At 44.0% G+C, this 14,229-nt stretch carries 13 protein-coding genes; 5 read left to right on the forward strand and 8 right to left on the reverse strand.

What is annotated here, in order from left to right; genetic code table 11:
* Positions 1-438: 438 nt before the first annotated feature.
* Positions 439-1,365, forward strand: coding sequence for a 23S rRNA pseudouridine(2605) synthase RluB (rluB, locus tag CXF60_RS04850; RefSeq protein WP_101206234.1), 927 nt, complete (start codon positions 439-441; stop codon positions 1,363-1,365).
* A gap of 154 nt (positions 1,366-1,519) precedes the next feature.
* Here the strand turns inward: rluB and CXF60_RS04855 are convergent, their stop codons facing one another.
* The 3 genes from CXF60_RS04855 to CXF60_RS04865 all read right to left on the reverse strand — a co-directional run bounded on the left by CXF60_RS04855 (position 1,520) and on the right by CXF60_RS04865 (position 3,723).
* Positions 1,520-2,071, reverse strand: coding sequence for a hypothetical protein (locus CXF60_RS04855; protein ID WP_102091018.1), 552 nt, complete (start codon positions 2,069-2,071; stop codon positions 1,520-1,522).
* A 40-nt stretch (positions 2,072-2,111) separates the two neighbouring features.
* A complete protein-coding gene (locus tag CXF60_RS04860; protein ID WP_102091019.1) occupies positions 2,112-2,798 on the reverse strand; it encodes a hypothetical protein in 687 nt (228 codons plus the stop codon).
* A gap of 175 nt (positions 2,799-2,973) precedes the next feature.
* Positions 2,974-3,723 carry a hypothetical protein gene (locus tag CXF60_RS04865; RefSeq protein WP_228707047.1) on the reverse strand — a complete coding sequence of 250 codons (750 nt, stop codon included), beginning with the start codon at positions 3,721-3,723 and terminating at the stop codon, positions 2,974-2,976.
* Between the two features lie 145 nt (positions 3,724-3,868).
* Between CXF60_RS04865 and CXF60_RS04870 the strand changes: the two genes are divergently transcribed.
* Entirely contained in the window at positions 3,869-4,471 is a 603-nt protein-coding gene (locus CXF60_RS04870) for a LysE/ArgO family amino acid transporter (protein WP_101206238.1), read from the forward strand.
* Positions 4,472-4,620: 149 nt separating this feature from the next.
* Here the strand turns inward: CXF60_RS04870 and CXF60_RS04875 are convergent, their stop codons facing one another.
* From CXF60_RS04875 to CXF60_RS04885, 3 genes are all read right to left on the reverse strand, one after another.
* Complete coding sequence (locus CXF60_RS04875) at positions 4,621-5,262, reverse strand: MarC family protein (protein ID WP_082624565.1); 642 nt, start codon at positions 5,260-5,262, stop codon at positions 4,621-4,623.
* 314 nt (positions 5,263-5,576) lie between these two features.
* Entirely contained in the window at positions 5,577-6,437 is an 861-nt protein-coding gene (nadC, locus tag CXF60_RS04880) for a carboxylating nicotinate-nucleotide diphosphorylase (protein ID WP_102091021.1), read from the reverse strand.
* 160 nt (positions 6,438-6,597) lie between these two features.
* Positions 6,598-7,629, reverse strand: coding sequence for an NUDIX hydrolase (locus CXF60_RS04885; RefSeq protein WP_101206240.1), 1,032 nt, complete (start codon positions 7,627-7,629; stop codon positions 6,598-6,600).
* A gap of 360 nt (positions 7,630-7,989) precedes the next feature.
* Between CXF60_RS04885 and nadA the strand changes: the two genes are divergently transcribed.
* The 3 genes from nadA (at position 7,990) to CXF60_RS04900 (ending at position 12,180) form a co-directional block, all read left to right on the forward strand.
* Positions 7,990-9,129 carry a quinolinate synthase NadA gene (nadA, locus tag CXF60_RS04890; protein WP_102091022.1) on the forward strand — a complete coding sequence of 380 codons (1,140 nt, stop codon included), beginning with the start codon at positions 7,990-7,992 and terminating at the stop codon, positions 9,127-9,129.
* A gap of 70 nt (positions 9,130-9,199) precedes the next feature.
* The gene (nadB, locus tag CXF60_RS04895) at positions 9,200-11,110 is read left to right on the forward strand and encodes an L-aspartate oxidase (RefSeq protein ID WP_102091023.1); all 1,911 of its coding nucleotides are present in this window, start codon (positions 9,200-9,202) and stop codon (positions 11,108-11,110) included.
* A gap of 176 nt (positions 11,111-11,286) precedes the next feature.
* Positions 11,287-12,180, forward strand: coding sequence for a phosphatidate cytidylyltransferase (locus CXF60_RS04900; RefSeq protein WP_102091024.1), 894 nt, complete (start codon positions 11,287-11,289; stop codon positions 12,178-12,180).
* 26 nt (positions 12,181-12,206) lie between these two features.
* On the opposite strand, the gene CXF60_RS04905 is transcribed toward CXF60_RS04900, so the two are convergent.
* Together CXF60_RS04905 and CXF60_RS04910 are read right to left on the reverse strand one after the other, a co-directional pair.
* Positions 12,207-13,034 carry an SDR family NAD(P)-dependent oxidoreductase gene (locus CXF60_RS04905; RefSeq protein ID WP_102091025.1) on the reverse strand — a complete coding sequence of 276 codons (828 nt, stop codon included), beginning with the start codon at positions 13,032-13,034 and terminating at the stop codon, positions 12,207-12,209.
* The gene (locus tag CXF60_RS04910; RefSeq protein ID WP_102091026.1) at positions 13,031-14,227 is read right to left on the reverse strand and encodes a patatin-like phospholipase family protein; all 1,197 of its coding nucleotides are present in this window, start codon (positions 14,225-14,227) and stop codon (positions 13,031-13,033) included. The genes CXF60_RS04905 and CXF60_RS04910 overlap by 4 nt, the downstream gene beginning before the upstream one ends.
* Between the last annotated feature and the right edge of the window lie 2 nt (positions 14,228-14,229).

Consider the following 14,229-nt stretch of genomic DNA (forward strand, 5'->3'; position numbering starts at 1 on the left):
CTATTTTGCAATTTCTCATCAAGCCCTTTATTTTCGGCTAATTGCAAAAATTTATATCGACTTTTAGATTGTTGAGCGATAAAAAAACGCAAGTGAAAACAGCTTCGTCATAAATAAAATTTTTATTTTTAATTTGAAGAAATCTAACTTAATGAAGACTTTTTTCGATTGCATTTATAATTGGAAATATCCTTTTAATGCCGAAGTAGTGTAAGTATTTGTGTCTATGTATTAACTTATATAGTTAGTCACTAAGAGTCTCCGAGTCTATATTTCGTATACGACTAATAAACTTTTATTGATTAGCATCATGTTTGTTTATGCATTAATAACCAGTAAAGTATTGGTTTACGTGCTAAATTTGTTAAAATAGCGTAGAATAGTCAATCCGATTTTTTACATTGAGAAATGTAAACCCACCGACTCAAGGATATTATGATGAAAGACGAAAAATTACAGAAAGCACTCGCCCGTATGGGACTTGGTTCACGCCGCCAAATGGAAGAAGTCATCAAATCTGGCCGCGTAACGGTTAACAACGGTCCTGCGACCATCGGTGATCGCGTCTCGCAAGGTGATGAGATTCGCGTTGATGGCCGTCAAATCAAATACACTTCTGAAAATGAGAAGCGTCGCCGTGTTATCGCTTACTACAAGCCTGAAGGCGAAGTTTGCTCGGCTAAAGATCCAGAAGGTCGCCCAACTGTCTTTGAACGTTTGCCAAAGCTGACTCATGACCGCTGGGTAATGGTTGGACGCTTGGACATTAACTCAACTGGCCTATTGTTATTTACTAACGATGGTGAAATGGCGCATCGCTTGATGCATCCATCTGGTGAAGTTACTCGGGAATATGCGGTACGTGTATTGGGTGAAGTAACGCCTGATATCGCCCGTGCATTGACCGCTGGCGTCATGCTAGAAGATGGCCTTGCCAAATTTGAAGACATCAAAGAAGGCGGCGGCGAAGGCGTTAACAAGTGGTATCACGTCCAGCTAAAAGAAGGCCGTAACCGCGAAGTACGTCGTTTGTTTGAATCACAAGGTCTAAAAGTTAGTCGTCTACTACGTACACGCTATGGCACGATTGTTCTACCAAAAGAGCTACGTACTGGCCGTTTCTTAGAGCTTGATAAAAAAGAAATCAACACGTTGACGGATTTGGTCAGCTTACGCCCACGTTATGGCACGGGTCTACATGGCGCAGCCAAAGAAAAGCAGGAACGTATTAGAAATAAGCCGCTTAAAGCGCGTCGCACTGACACTCGTAGCGATAACCGCAATAGCAGCGCGAAACCTAAAAGTAGCGCTAGCCCTGCCAGCCGCGGTACACGCAACACCCGTGATCGCAATGATAAGCGCTAGTTAAATTGATTTAACATTATTCTAAGTCTTAAATAGATTTGGGATAAGCATAAAAAGCGGTCAATGATGAATAGTCATTGACCGCTTTTTTTGTGTCTCTTTATGGGCGTCATAGTTTACAGACGTCACAGTTGCTTAGTATAAAAATAACGGCTCAGCTATCGTGGCTATTAATATAGTGCTTCATGACTCGCAGCTCCTGTAGCTGTTCCTCGTCTATTTGTACCAGCAGCCTGTCCAAACGCTGTTCGATATTATCTAAAACACTCTGCAATAACTCATTAGCTTCCAATCTCTTGTCGTTATTCCCATTATTGGCATTTATATTTGTTAACTGATAGTGAGTGGCTAGCATTTCGGGTAACCGTGTTTGCAGCATTTTATTCAATACAAACTGCGCTTCTGTTATCGCTGGTGTCTTATTCTGAGTTTGTAGGGCTGCTTGATAAGCGTGATAACTGCTTACTTTCTCATCAATACGTTTTAACTGGCGTAGTTGCTGCTCAGACAAGTTTTTTAAGTGCTGTTTATTTAACGTTAACTGCTGCAAGCTTAATGTGGCTAATGACAAGGGCGCATCATAATCTTGATAAGTGAGTACGCCAGGTGAGATACCGACGGCTTTATGAAAAGCCTGCCAGCCTTTTCTACCTAGATAAAAGGTAGTGACGGTCGTTACAATGCCGATGCCTATTAAGATACTCATATACGCTTGCTCTTTACCCTTTCACCATTCAACTTTGTATTTATAGCTTAATATCTTCAGCGCTCACACTTTCACCAGTCGGGCTTTCAATCGCTTGGATATCTACATTACTACTCGCATTATTATTGGCATCACTACTGGCATTGCTATCGGGCTTTTGAAACTCTGTATTGCTAGCAGGTTTGTCAAAACGTTTTTGGAGATAGCGATTGGTTGCAAGTAGTTTTTGACCGTCTTGATGATATGACGCGTTGAGTAGGTCATCGAACTGTGTGTTAATTGTCTTAAGCACGTCTAACAAGGCTTCTTTGCCCGTGACATTAGAATGCTTAATTTTGGTAGTGTCAGCAAGCGCACTATCCGTCACATCTAAATCATGTAAGCGGCGATAGTCAGCCACTGCTTGTGGCACGTGCCTATCCATTAAATTTTGAATCATAATATAAGTTTCGTTGATGGTATCCTTATCATCAATCTTGCCATCATTATTGGTATCGCCATACATGACACGCAACTTTTCACCCTTTGTATTAATTTGCTCCAGAGCAGTTTTAACGTCGACAGGTAGGCTTTTTTCAGGTATATAACCCAGTTGCGGAATCGCCTTATATTCGAGCATTTTGGGTGCTGTGACTTTTTTAATGCCACGATAACCTAGATATAACCCAGCCGCTGGCAACAGCCCATACAAAACAAACATTACGAACATTGCAGTCATTTGGGTCATTATATTGTCCTTATTACTTATCAGAATGTCGTGGCTGATTTTTTATGGTTGTTATTATTAAACAAAAAAATAAGGCTCTATTAAAGCCCTATATTGTTATGCATTGGGTCGATTGTGTTTTTTGATAATACTTAACCTTTGCAAATGTACGAGAGAAAGTGTCATCAGAGAAAATTTAACTTTGCGTACGGCTCTTCACATAACGGTGGGTTGAGGCAAGGCGGTTTAAGACTGTCTGATGCAATTCATCCAATAATTCGTCAAGCTCGTAGTCAATCTCTAAGAACAAGTCTGTCAGCATATCACCGGCTGTCATCTTACCCTGTACCATATTATTTTTGGTGCGATGCGGACTAAAGCGTTGTAGCTGCTCATAATGATGCAATGCTTCAGGGATACTTTCGGACACTAATTTATCGATGACGAACTGACGCTCATTATGTTGCTGCTGTTGCTGTTCGTTCAGCTCACTACTCCACTCACGGTAACGCTTTAGCTTACCGTTGATACGATCTAATATCGCAACGGCTTCAATAGGCATGGCATTTAGGGTGGCCTCATCAACCACATCAACAAGCTCAGTCATAATCGGACAACGTCCATGTTTGAGATACCACAAAGTATCTGGGTCAAAAGGCGGTCTATTGGTTGGGCGCATTTGAGCACGATTACTCAGATAGCGATCGGTCAAAGGCGTGGATGATTGGCTATCACTCACTTGTGCCAACGCATCACATATGCGGTTTACACGTTCAGGCGGAGTCAGTGTAGAACGCTCATGTACTGCGTGATTGCTATCACTCTTGGCAGCAGCATCCTGTTCATGATTGACGCTCATCTCCTGAGCATTCTTTGCTGCCAATGTCGGTAGGTCATCTTGAGCTTGCCCAAATGACTGTAGCATTCTTGTCAAACTGACTACCATGACTTGCTCTGCCCCTCGTCTATTACACTCACATTGTGCGCATATTGCATACATTCATTCAATAGCGTATCTTAGCAGGTTTTTGCTGGCCTGCCAGTAAGCAAAATGTCACCATTCCTACACGCCAACCGTTAAGCACCGTATTATGAATGCTCCCGATTATATCTCTGGTTTCCTACTTGGGTTATCTCTCATCATTGCTATTGGCTCCCAAAACGCCTTTGTACTCAAACAAGGGCTCAAACGCGAGCACATATTTTTTGTTTGTTTATTTTGTGCGGTGAGCGATGCGTTTTTAATATCAGCAGGTGTTGGTGGTTTTGGTGCAGTTACGGCCCGCTATCCTCACGTTATAGATATCGCAAAAATAGCAGGCGTTATATTTTTATTAGGATATGGCTTACAGAGTTTGTATGCCAGCGTACGCGTGTCACATGCTTTGACTGTCGAAGGACAAGTCGTGACTAGCTTAAAAAAAGCCTTGTTACTATGCTTTGGCTTTACTTGGCTAAACCCGCACGTCTATCTAGACACATTGGTACTCGTCGGCATGGTCTCTACAGGTGCAAGCAGTAAATTGACGTTCGCCGCAGGTGCAATTAGCGCCTCGTTCTTTTTCTTCTTTGCGCTTGGATATGGTGCGCGATTACTCAGGCCTCTATTTGAGAAACCTAAGGCATGGAACATACTAGATGCTTTGGTAGGGTTACTGATGCTCTATCTAGCTTGGCATTTGTATCAAAGCTGATAGAAGTATAACTAGGAAATGATAGATAAGCTGAGTGTTGAATAAACTGAATATTAAGTAAACGACGTATTGGATAATACTGAATCAGGTCGATATCCGCTAACCACTGTATAAATATATATGGTTAGCGATAATATTGTATTGATCATTTACATCAAGCTAGGAAACAGCGTACGCAGTCCATTAACGATAATTTCGATAGAAACGGCTGCCAATAGCATACCCATGATTCGACTCATGATGTTCAAGCCAGTATCGCCTAGTAAGCGACTGATACGACCTGCCGCCATCAATGCCAAATAGCAAAACAGACTGATGAATAAGCCAGCAATCAAGATAGCGGATACCTGCAAAATACCTGATACTTGTGAAGAGTAAATGATAACCGTGGAGATACCACCAGGCCCAATCATCATTGGAATCGCGAGGGGAACCACGGCAGCTGCCATCGAGACTGGCGCGTCTTTCACATGATCAACATCGAAGTTCTCTTGATCAGGTTTAACAGGGTTACCCTCTCCATTCATCATATTTAGCGCAATTAAAAATACCAATATACCGCCTGCCAACTGGAACGAGCCGATAGAAATACCAAGGGTTTTTAGTAGCGTTTCACCTGCAATCGTAAAAAAGCTGATGGTAATAAAAATGGTCAAACAAGCAACGCGCGCGACCTTACGTCGATTGTTCATCGAATAGCCGCGAGTCAAATCTAAAAATAACGTCAATGCGCTAAATGGATTGATCAATACCATAAAGGCTAGGATTATCTTGATAATTTCAGTATTCACTGAGCGCTCGCTTGTCTATTGATACCACTGGTGCAAAAAGATAAGGCCATCGTGCAAGTGCAACGATGACCCAATAGGCAGTTAAAAACGGCATTGTAGCTTATATTCTAACATAGGCAGATAAGCTAAGAAAATCATTAACTTTGCGCCGTTACGCCTACATGTCACCTTAGTAAAGCTTCAGTGTAAAAACAAGCATTTAACCGATTATCAGTACAAGCTGTCAGTATAAATTGCCATTCTATTAACTCGGTGATAGTCCTTTCGCTAAAATCTAGCGTATATAATGATATTAGCCTTTATTACGCCTGCACTTATGCACTAAAATCTAGCCCAATATCCAAGGCTGTCGTACTGTGCGTCAAATAGCCCATCGCGATAAAATCAACCCCTGTACTTGCCGCCGCTTGTACCGTTTCAGGCGTAATACCACCTGAGGCTTCAGTCTTTGCTCGACCCTGACACATAGTAACCGCTTGCGATAATGTTTCAGGCGACATGTTGTCTAATAGCACTAAACTCACACCTGCATCGAGCGCTTGCTCTAATTGCTCTAGCGTATCGACTTCGACCTCAATAGGAATCAGATGCCCAGCAAATTTCTGTGCTTGCTGAATGGCCGTTTTGATGTCACCCGCAATCGCGATATGATTGTCTTTGATTAAAATCGCATCATCCAATCCCAAGCGATGATTGCGTCCGCCGCCGCAGCGTACGGCGTATTTTTGTACGATACGTAAGCCTGGAATGGTCTTGCGTGTACAAGTAATCTGCGCAGGATATTGGGCCACACTATCGACAATCTGACGGGTCGCTGTCGCAATACCACTGAGATGGGTCATAAAGTTCAGTGCCGTGCGTTCTGCTGTCAATAAGTGACGCGCGTTACCTTTTACGGTCGCTAACACTGCGCCAGCCTCTACTGTTTCACCATCCTGTACTTGTGCAATAAACTCAATTTGTGTATCGACTAAGGCAAAAGACAAACGAGCCAAGTCGATACCGCATATCACGCCTGCTTGCCGCGCCTTGATCTGCAACTGCGCTTGCATATCGGTTGGGATAGTAGCTTGTGAGGTTACATCACCACGCCTACCCAAATCTTCAGTTAGTGCATTCTCAACCAATGGCTTGAGCAATACGTCATCCAATGCTGGCTCTTTTTCAATTGTCATCTTTGACCCTTATCTAGGCATGATATTGATAGAAACTGCTCGTTATTTAAACTCAAAATGAGCATAAATATAGCGTAAAGTTAGCGACCCTGCAAGGAAAGGTGACAAATTTTTCGTTTTACAAACCGATTTAGAGATACAACGGAATGGCTTGAAACGACTATTTACGCTTGGGAAGTTTGCTATCCATCAATAAACTCTGTAATTCAATATCATGGCGGAAGCGATATAACTTGGCAGGACGACCACGCTGAGCAGTACTACTCTCTCCTGTCTCCATTACTAGATTTTGCGAATCGAGCAAGCGACGAAAGTTTTGCTTGTGCAAGCGCACGCCTGATAGTGCTTCAACACTCTGCTGCAACTGCGATAAGGTAAAGACGTCTGGCATTAGCCCAAAAATAAGCGGTCTATATTCAATCTTCGCGCGCAGTCTTGAGATAGCAGTAGCGATCACGCGACGGTGATCGTAATACATGGGTACGCCTATGCGTTGTGACCAGTCCTCTGGCAAGGCAACAGCCTGATAATTGGGCGGATAATTAGGGGCTTCGGGTATCAGACCTGCTTCATAAAGCATTTCATAACGTAGTAATACATGCTCTGCAATCCATTCTCTACTTTCATTATCGTGTTCGTTAACTGATTGACTGTCAGTGAGTTTGCCACTTGCTAAAAACGCTTCGTCCAGCCCCCAACATAAGCCAATGCGCTGACGCCTTCGCTGTTGGACAATCGAGTCGTTGGCAGTATTGGCCCATTCAAGTAGCGCAGGCACGATAAAGTCCATGATGATGCTGGGCATACCGTCCAAATGATTTTCCCATGGGAAATAGTCGTACCAATCTCGCCAGAGTGCTTTGCTTTGGAGTGCCTGCGTTTGCGTCTCTTGCACCAAACCTAAATAACTCACATACACCAACGCATGACCGTCGATGTTACGTCTATTGGTATCGACAAAGGTATATAACTGCTCCAAGTATCCGAGCGGTTGCTGCGTTTGCTCCTCTACCCACTGACGTACGCCAGCTTGTAGAGAGCGATGTAGCGGCATAAGCGGCCCATTTGGCAACAGCTTGCCTTGGTCAACGGTTAGAACGCGCGCGATATGATCGGTGATAGCGACCAATACGGCGACCACTTCTGTCGTGCCGCTACCTTGCTGGTGCGCATGTGAATAAGACAACGTCATGGCTTTGGGAATTATCCTTTTTTTCTGAAATGTGAAAGGCTATTCGGGTTAATAGCTATGGTATTGCTTAGTATAGCTTGAATCCAAAACTATCATAGTCTGTGGTTGTAAGTATGAAAAATCAATAACGATAAATAGTTATAAGGGGCATGAACTAGCACCATTTTCAAGCTCAGTACGGCTTAATTACACATCACTTTGGGCACTAAAACCTAATCTTTTGACTTATTGAGTATAAAAAACCACTTGTAATTATGCTCAAAATGAGCATAATTAAGATAACTTATAAATTTGTTATGTCCAATTACCCATTTTTTAGCACACACATTTATCGTTATTGCACCAACAAAGGCTGCCATTATGAAAAAATATCCTTACGACGCACCTATCATGAGTACGGACAATCGCATCGCCACCCAGATGAATATTGAATATGCTAAGGCTAAAATGCCAGCAGACTTGCCTCGCGCTGAACGCATCGTAGTCGAAGAAAATATCAAGAAGCTACTGAAAGAGAATAATGCCGTACTGGTAGCACACTACTATGTCGACCCTTTTATCCAAGATTTGGCATTGGCAACGGGTGGCTGCGTCGGTGACTCACTTGAAATGGCTCGGTTTGGACAAGCTCATAGCGCTCAAACATTGGTTGTCGCTGGTGTGCGCTTCATGGGTGAATCGGCAAAAATATTAAGCATGGAAAAGACTGTCCTCATGCCAGATTTGGAAGCCGAATGCTCGCTTGACTTGGGCTGCCCTGCTGATGAGTTTTCAGCATTTTGTGATGCCCATCCTGAGCGTACTGTGGTCGTCTACGCCAATACCAGCGCCGCGGTAAAAGCGAGAGCTGATTGGGTGGTCACCTCATCTGTCGGTATAGACATCGTCAGTCACTTACACGCCCAAGGTGAGCCGATTATTTGGGGGCCTGATCGTCATTTGGGTAAATACATCGCTCGTGAGACTGGCGCAGATATGCTGCTTTGGCAAGGGTCTTGTTTGGTACATAACGAATTTAAAGCCACTGAACTCCTGCAACTAAAAGAGGAACACCCAGAGGCCAAAGTCTTGGTGCATCCTGAGTCACCTGATAGCGTGGTTGAACTAGCCGATGTGGTCGGCTCGACTAGCAAGCTTTTGCAATCAACGTATGAGATGGATGCTGATACCTTTATCGTCGCTACTGATTTGGGCATATTGCACGAGATGCAAAAACGCTCACCAAACAAGCGATTCTTGGCCGCACCAACTGCTGGTGAGAGTGCAAGCTGTAAGAGCTGCGCGTTTTGTCCTTGGATGGCCATGAACGGTCTAAAAGGTATTGAGCAGTGCTTAACCAATCAAAGCGGTGAAGTGCTAATGACACCTGAGTTAGCAGTAGCAGCAAAAAAACCATTACAACGGATGCTTGATTTTGCTAAAGCACAAAAGCAACGTGTAGCCGCCAGTGGCGACATAGTAAAAGACCGTGCGCTGTTCGCTAACGTTGGGGCAGCCTAACATGAGTCCGTCGCATTCAGTTGATTGTTCTAATACCACTCGCTATAAAGATAATAGGAGCAGCAGTGATATGAGTAATATTATAAAAACTGATGTTCTTATTATTGGGGCTGGTCTGGCAGGTTTGAGCACCGCGCTATCTCTGCCGATATCGCTGAATATCACTGTTTTAAGCAAAGCGGCGCTTGAGGTTTGCTCAAGTCACTACGCTCAAGGTGGTATCGCAGCTAGCTTAGACACGGCGGACTCTGTGACTGATCATGTCGCTGATACCTTAATCGCTGGTGCAGGATTGTGTGCGACGGACAATACTGCTCGTATCTTGGGTGCAGGACAGCAAGCGGTGCAGTGGCTATGCGAGCAAGGTGTGCCATTTACTCAAACCACTTTAGCTAAAGTAGATGATAATACACGTGACTTTACTACCTTAAAAACCAATGATTTACACTTGACCAAAGAAGGCGGTCATGGCTGCAGACGTGTGGCTCATGCGGATGATGCAACGGGTCGGCACGTGATGGATGCATTAATTACCAAAGCACAAGCTGCAACCCATATCACTATCTTGCCTTATCATGAAGCATTAGAGTTACTGACTTCACCTCTGATTAGCAGCTCCTCTTTTAGTATGAACGATAGCGAGATCAAACATTGCCGAGGGGCGTTGGTCTTTGATCATGTAAATAAGCGCCAACTCACCATTCATAGTTCAGCTGTCGTACTCGCTAGTGGTGGCTTAGGTCAGTTATTTAAGCGTGCCAGCGCGCCTAATGTCTGTGTTGGTGATGGCGTCATGATGGCATGGCAAGCAGGCTGCCGCTTGGCAAATTTAGAATTTGTACAATTTCATCCGACGGGTCTGGCATTAGATGACAGCAGTTTTTTGATATCTGAAGCGTTACGCGGTGAAGGTGCACGACTGTATTGTCCACAGACTGGCGCGCGCTTTATGTTAGAAGTAGATAAGCGCGCTGAGTTGGCGCCACGCGATATCGTCGCTCGGGCAATAGCTAATCAGATTAGTAGTAACGGACTTGGCTACGTGCATCTTGATGTCAGTCACTTGCCAGCCGCATTTATACAGGCGCATTTCCCGCAGATTTATCAGACGCTGCTAGCACTCGGCATCGATATGACCACAGATCCTATTCCGGTCGCTCCGACTGCCCACTATAGTTGTGGCGGCGTGGTGACTGATGCCAATGGATTGACCGATATTGCAGGGCTGTATGCAGCAGGCGAAGTTGCTTATACAGGGCTACATGGAGCCAACCGTTTAGCAAGTAATTCATTGTTGGAGTGTGTGGTAGTTGGTCGAAACATCGCCGCCAACTTACCTCGTTACTTAACAAAATTGGATCGCTTAAAGAACTTAGAGGCTTTAAAGAAAACGGCTGAAGCTTTAGAAAAAATGGCACAGCCACATACGACTACCTACTATGAACTGCATCAGTTAGCTGCCGATATTTGGCAATCTCCGACATTAGAAAACACTCAACCTGTCATCTTGCCCTCTTCTAAGCAGTCATCGTATCCAACTTATAATGCCGATAAAGCGCTTCATTCTGACGTAAATAGTGCAGAGATAACTATAGCGTTGAAAGCTCTTTTGACAGCCAATATGGGCATTACACGTAGTGCCAAACAATTAGAGCAAGCATTGCGACAAATTGAGCAGTGGCAAGAGTCAATCGAACATACTGAAACCATGTTATCTGATACGAGCAGTGGAACTCCTACTACTAACAGTGAGCTTGCCATTTTTCAATTGGTGAGGCAATTAGCGTTAGCAACGATGATTGTCCAATCGGCTTATCAGCGTTTTGAAAGTCGCGGTGGGCATTATCGTGAGGATTATCCTAACTTAGCTGAAACGCCTTTAACCAGTATCATTTTGCCACGGAGAAACGCTATGCTTAACTCCTTTTCTCACACTATAGAAGACGAGCGCTATCCGATACCTGTTACTGACCATATTTAAGCCTACGACAGATAACAGATAACAGATAACAGATAACAGATAACAGATAACAGATAACAGATAACAGATAATAGCCAAATCCATCAAGAGGATATCTAACACTATAGTTAAAGAAGCATTTAAGCTATCATTATGGATAGGCTTAAAATATTACCTCTTCTTTGAGTGTCCATGGCATGGCTTCTGATATTGTGTTTGTGATTGCCCTGATGATAATTGTCAGCTTGGCTTGGAGTGTACTTGCCGTACATCGTCTGCGCAAACGCTTGCCAAAAATCTACCTGATAGCACGCTCGTGGTGGTTAATGCTTGCCGCGCTCTGCACTTGCTATGTGATTGCAAAAATAACGAACGATACGCAAGGTTCTCATTTGCAAGTATATCCCTATCAATGGCTGTTCATTTTATTTTTTATATTAATTGGTTTATGCGGTAGCTACGAGATTAAACGCCTATGGTGTTTACGCAGTAAAGCCGCGCTCATTCATAAACTCCAAGCGCAAGGCTTACAGCCAAGTACGCTCCTGCTACCGAAAACCTCTCTCAATCTGACTCAACACTATACGCGGCTTAACTACTTAGACCTGCTACTGAGTGCTGCCTTCATCTCACTCATCATTAGCCTTATTGTCTTACAGCAATTGACCTGGCAACGCGAACAATATGGCGTTTCACTCTTCGTATTATTTGCCAGTCAGTTTAATGATATTGCCCAATACCTATGTGGGAGACTGCTTGGACGTAAGCTGTTTAAACGAGGTCTAGCGCCGACTATTAGCCCGAATAAAAGCATTGAAGGTGCTATCTTTGGCAGTTTAGTTGCGGCAATGTTGGCAGCGGTATTAGGTCTTTGGCTCACTCCTTTTGATTGGTGGGTCTGTCTATTAGCTGCCTATGGCTTGGCGGTAAGTGGTATTTTTGGCGATCTATTAGAATCAGCCTTTAAGCGCCAGCACGGGGTGAAAGACACCGGAACGATGCTCGCTGGTCATGGTGGGGTGTTAGATCGGATAGACAGTTTGCTGATTGGAGTGCCAGTATTTACCCTACTCTACTGGTTATTTGGTTAGATCTAGTCAAAACATTGATAGACATGCTATCTGGCTTTATCCAGTTTACTGCGCAATATCCAATTGAGCACAGGCTTAGGCAAATGATTTAAGGCACTCGTGATATAGCGCATTGAGCGTGGGAATATCGCTAGTTCTACATCATCGTCAATCGCCTGCATAATACGAACAACAGCTGCTTGCGTGCTCATGATAAATGGCTTATGGCTAGCATCGCCATCGTTTAAATCACGTAGTGTTTGAGTATTGATATAGCCTGAAGCAATACAGTTCACTTGGATGTTGTAAGGCGCAAGTGCTGCTCGATAAGCGCTAGCCGTAGCAATCATTGCACGTTTGCCTTTTGCATAAAGGCTAGCATAAGGATAATCCATCGTACCTGCGATAGAGGCAATACAGATGAGGCTAGTTCTGTCACTTCCAGTCAAATCCAACGCCTGATGTGATTGTTTTAACTGCTGCTTTAACTGATCACTTGCCCATCTAAAAACCTGCTCAAATGCCTGTAAATTAATTGCTAGCATTTGGTCGCTATCTGCTTGATTTAAGTGATGGATACGCTCATTGGTATAGCTACCAGCACTATAGATCAGCCTTTGAAATGGAATACCTGACAAATTGTCTAATAACGTTTGCGTTTGATTTGGTTCAGTTAAATCACACACATAAGTTACGATAGCAGGATGCTGGCTATTGATATCGGCTATCTTTGCTGCGCTACTACCAACAACGCTCACCTGCCAGCCAAGCATCTGATGATGCAACGCCAATGCCAAGCCAATGCCACTCGTACCACCAACGATAATAATATGCGGCGCATGGTTTCTAGTGATACCTTTTGCGATGTTTTTCATAATTTATGTTGCTGTATATAGTTGACCGTACGCTGATAGCCATATTGCCATTGCGCCTGCATTTGCTGCACAAAACCGTCATAGTCGCTGTGTATTAGCTCAACAGTCATTTGCTTTAGGTTAAACCGCTTTTGCACATTTTGACCTGCTAACTGCTGTTCATTATCGGCAAATGGTAACCAATGTAGCTGACGGTTTTTATTAATGGTTTCAGTGAGCGCCGACACACTGACTGGTTGATAACTGTGTACTGCTGCCAAACGCTCATTGGGATCAAAACCAAAGACGCGCTGAATCGCGGGAGCAGCCAGCCATGGGTCATAACCTGCCTTAGTCTCTGCAAATACGCTATCACCCAACTGACAGGCCAACTCAATCGGTGTGAGATTAATCACACCTCCTAAACACCAGCCAAGCTCTGTGATATGTGTTGGCGGTAGATAGTACATGTCAGCCATAGACGCGCGAATCACTGGGGCAAAATCCCATTGCGTCTGTACTTTTACAGACGGGTGTATGCGTCCGTTTGCAAATATATGCGCTGGTGACGTTATTTGTTCGTCAGCCAGACCTGATGCAAAATTTGGCAAATTTGCTAAGCACGGCGGCGCAAATAACAACTCTTGCAGTGCGAGTTCTTCATTATATAATCTATCAGCAGGTGCCTGATACAATCGACTGGCAATGATGGCTATCTCTGGCGTTGCTTTATCAGTATTGCCACTATCATTATTACTAGCAGCGAAACGCGACAGCTCATCTAGCCAGTACTGCTCGTTATCGATACGAAACATCGCTAACTGCTGCAACTCATTTAACAGTCGCTCGTAGCTGTCTGCTTGACGTTGTCTTTGTCCATTATCCTTTTGCTTTGATAACCGCCAACGTTTGAGTGCATGGGTCATATAGCGCAGCTTTAGACGTTTATTGGCTTCATCTGGCACGACATGTCTGATGGCAGTGATAACGCGATATAACTCACGGCTGCACATCAACGCTTGCAAATCCTTGGGGTCAGGCGCAAGTTGTACTAAGTAAGCAGACAAACTCCCACCGCAAGTACCAACGATAATGTCTGGCGTCAAATCATGCGCTGCTAGTGCTGCATAACTGCCCAAATAATAACCAAAGCGTGAGCCGCCCCCTGAAAAAAGCTGCACACGTTCGTAAGGCTTGACCCGCTCATTATTCATCT

It is taken from the genome of Psychrobacter sp. 4Bb, from assembly GCF_002836735.1.
GTDB lineage: Bacteria > Pseudomonadota > Gammaproteobacteria > Pseudomonadales > Moraxellaceae > Psychrobacter.

What these genes read in the sequence shown, in the direction of transcription:
- rluB (WP_101206234.1), top strand. Translation starts at nt 439, where the DNA reads ATGAAAGACGAAAAATTACAGAAAGCACTCGCCCGTATGGGACTTGGT.
- CXF60_RS04855 (WP_102091018.1), bottom strand. Translation starts at nt 2,071, where the DNA reads ATGAGTATCTTAATAGGCATCGGCATTGTAACGACCGTCACTACCTTT.
- CXF60_RS04860 (WP_102091019.1), bottom strand. Translation starts at nt 2,798, where the DNA reads ATGACCCAAATGACTGCAATGTTCGTAATGTTTGTTTTGTATGGGCTG.
- CXF60_RS04865 (WP_228707047.1), bottom strand. Translation starts at nt 3,723, where the DNA reads ATGGTAGTCAGTTTGACAAGAATGCTACAGTCATTTGGGCAAGCTCAA.
- CXF60_RS04870 (WP_101206238.1), top strand. Translation starts at nt 3,869, where the DNA reads ATGAATGCTCCCGATTATATCTCTGGTTTCCTACTTGGGTTATCTCTC.
- nadC (WP_102091021.1), bottom strand. Translation starts at nt 6,437, where the DNA reads ATGACAATTGAAAAAGAGCCAGCATTGGATGACGTATTGCTCAAGCCA.
- CXF60_RS04885 (WP_101206240.1), bottom strand. Translation starts at nt 7,629, where the DNA reads ATGACGTTGTCTTATTCACATGCGCACCAGCAAGGTAGCGGCACGACA.
- nadA (WP_102091022.1), top strand. Translation starts at nt 7,990, where the DNA reads ATGAAAAAATATCCTTACGACGCACCTATCATGAGTACGGACAATCGC.
- nadB (WP_102091023.1), top strand. Translation starts at nt 9,200, where the DNA reads ATGAGTAATATTATAAAAACTGATGTTCTTATTATTGGGGCTGGTCTG.
- CXF60_RS04900 (WP_102091024.1), top strand. Translation starts at nt 11,287, where the DNA reads ATGGCTTCTGATATTGTGTTTGTGATTGCCCTGATGATAATTGTCAGC.
- CXF60_RS04905 (WP_102091025.1), bottom strand. Translation starts at nt 13,034, where the DNA reads ATGAAAAACATCGCAAAAGGTATCACTAGAAACCATGCGCCGCATATT.
- CXF60_RS04910 (WP_102091026.1), bottom strand. Translation starts at nt 14,227, where the DNA reads ATGAATAATGAGCGGGTCAAGCCTTACGAACGTGTGCAGCTTTTTTCA.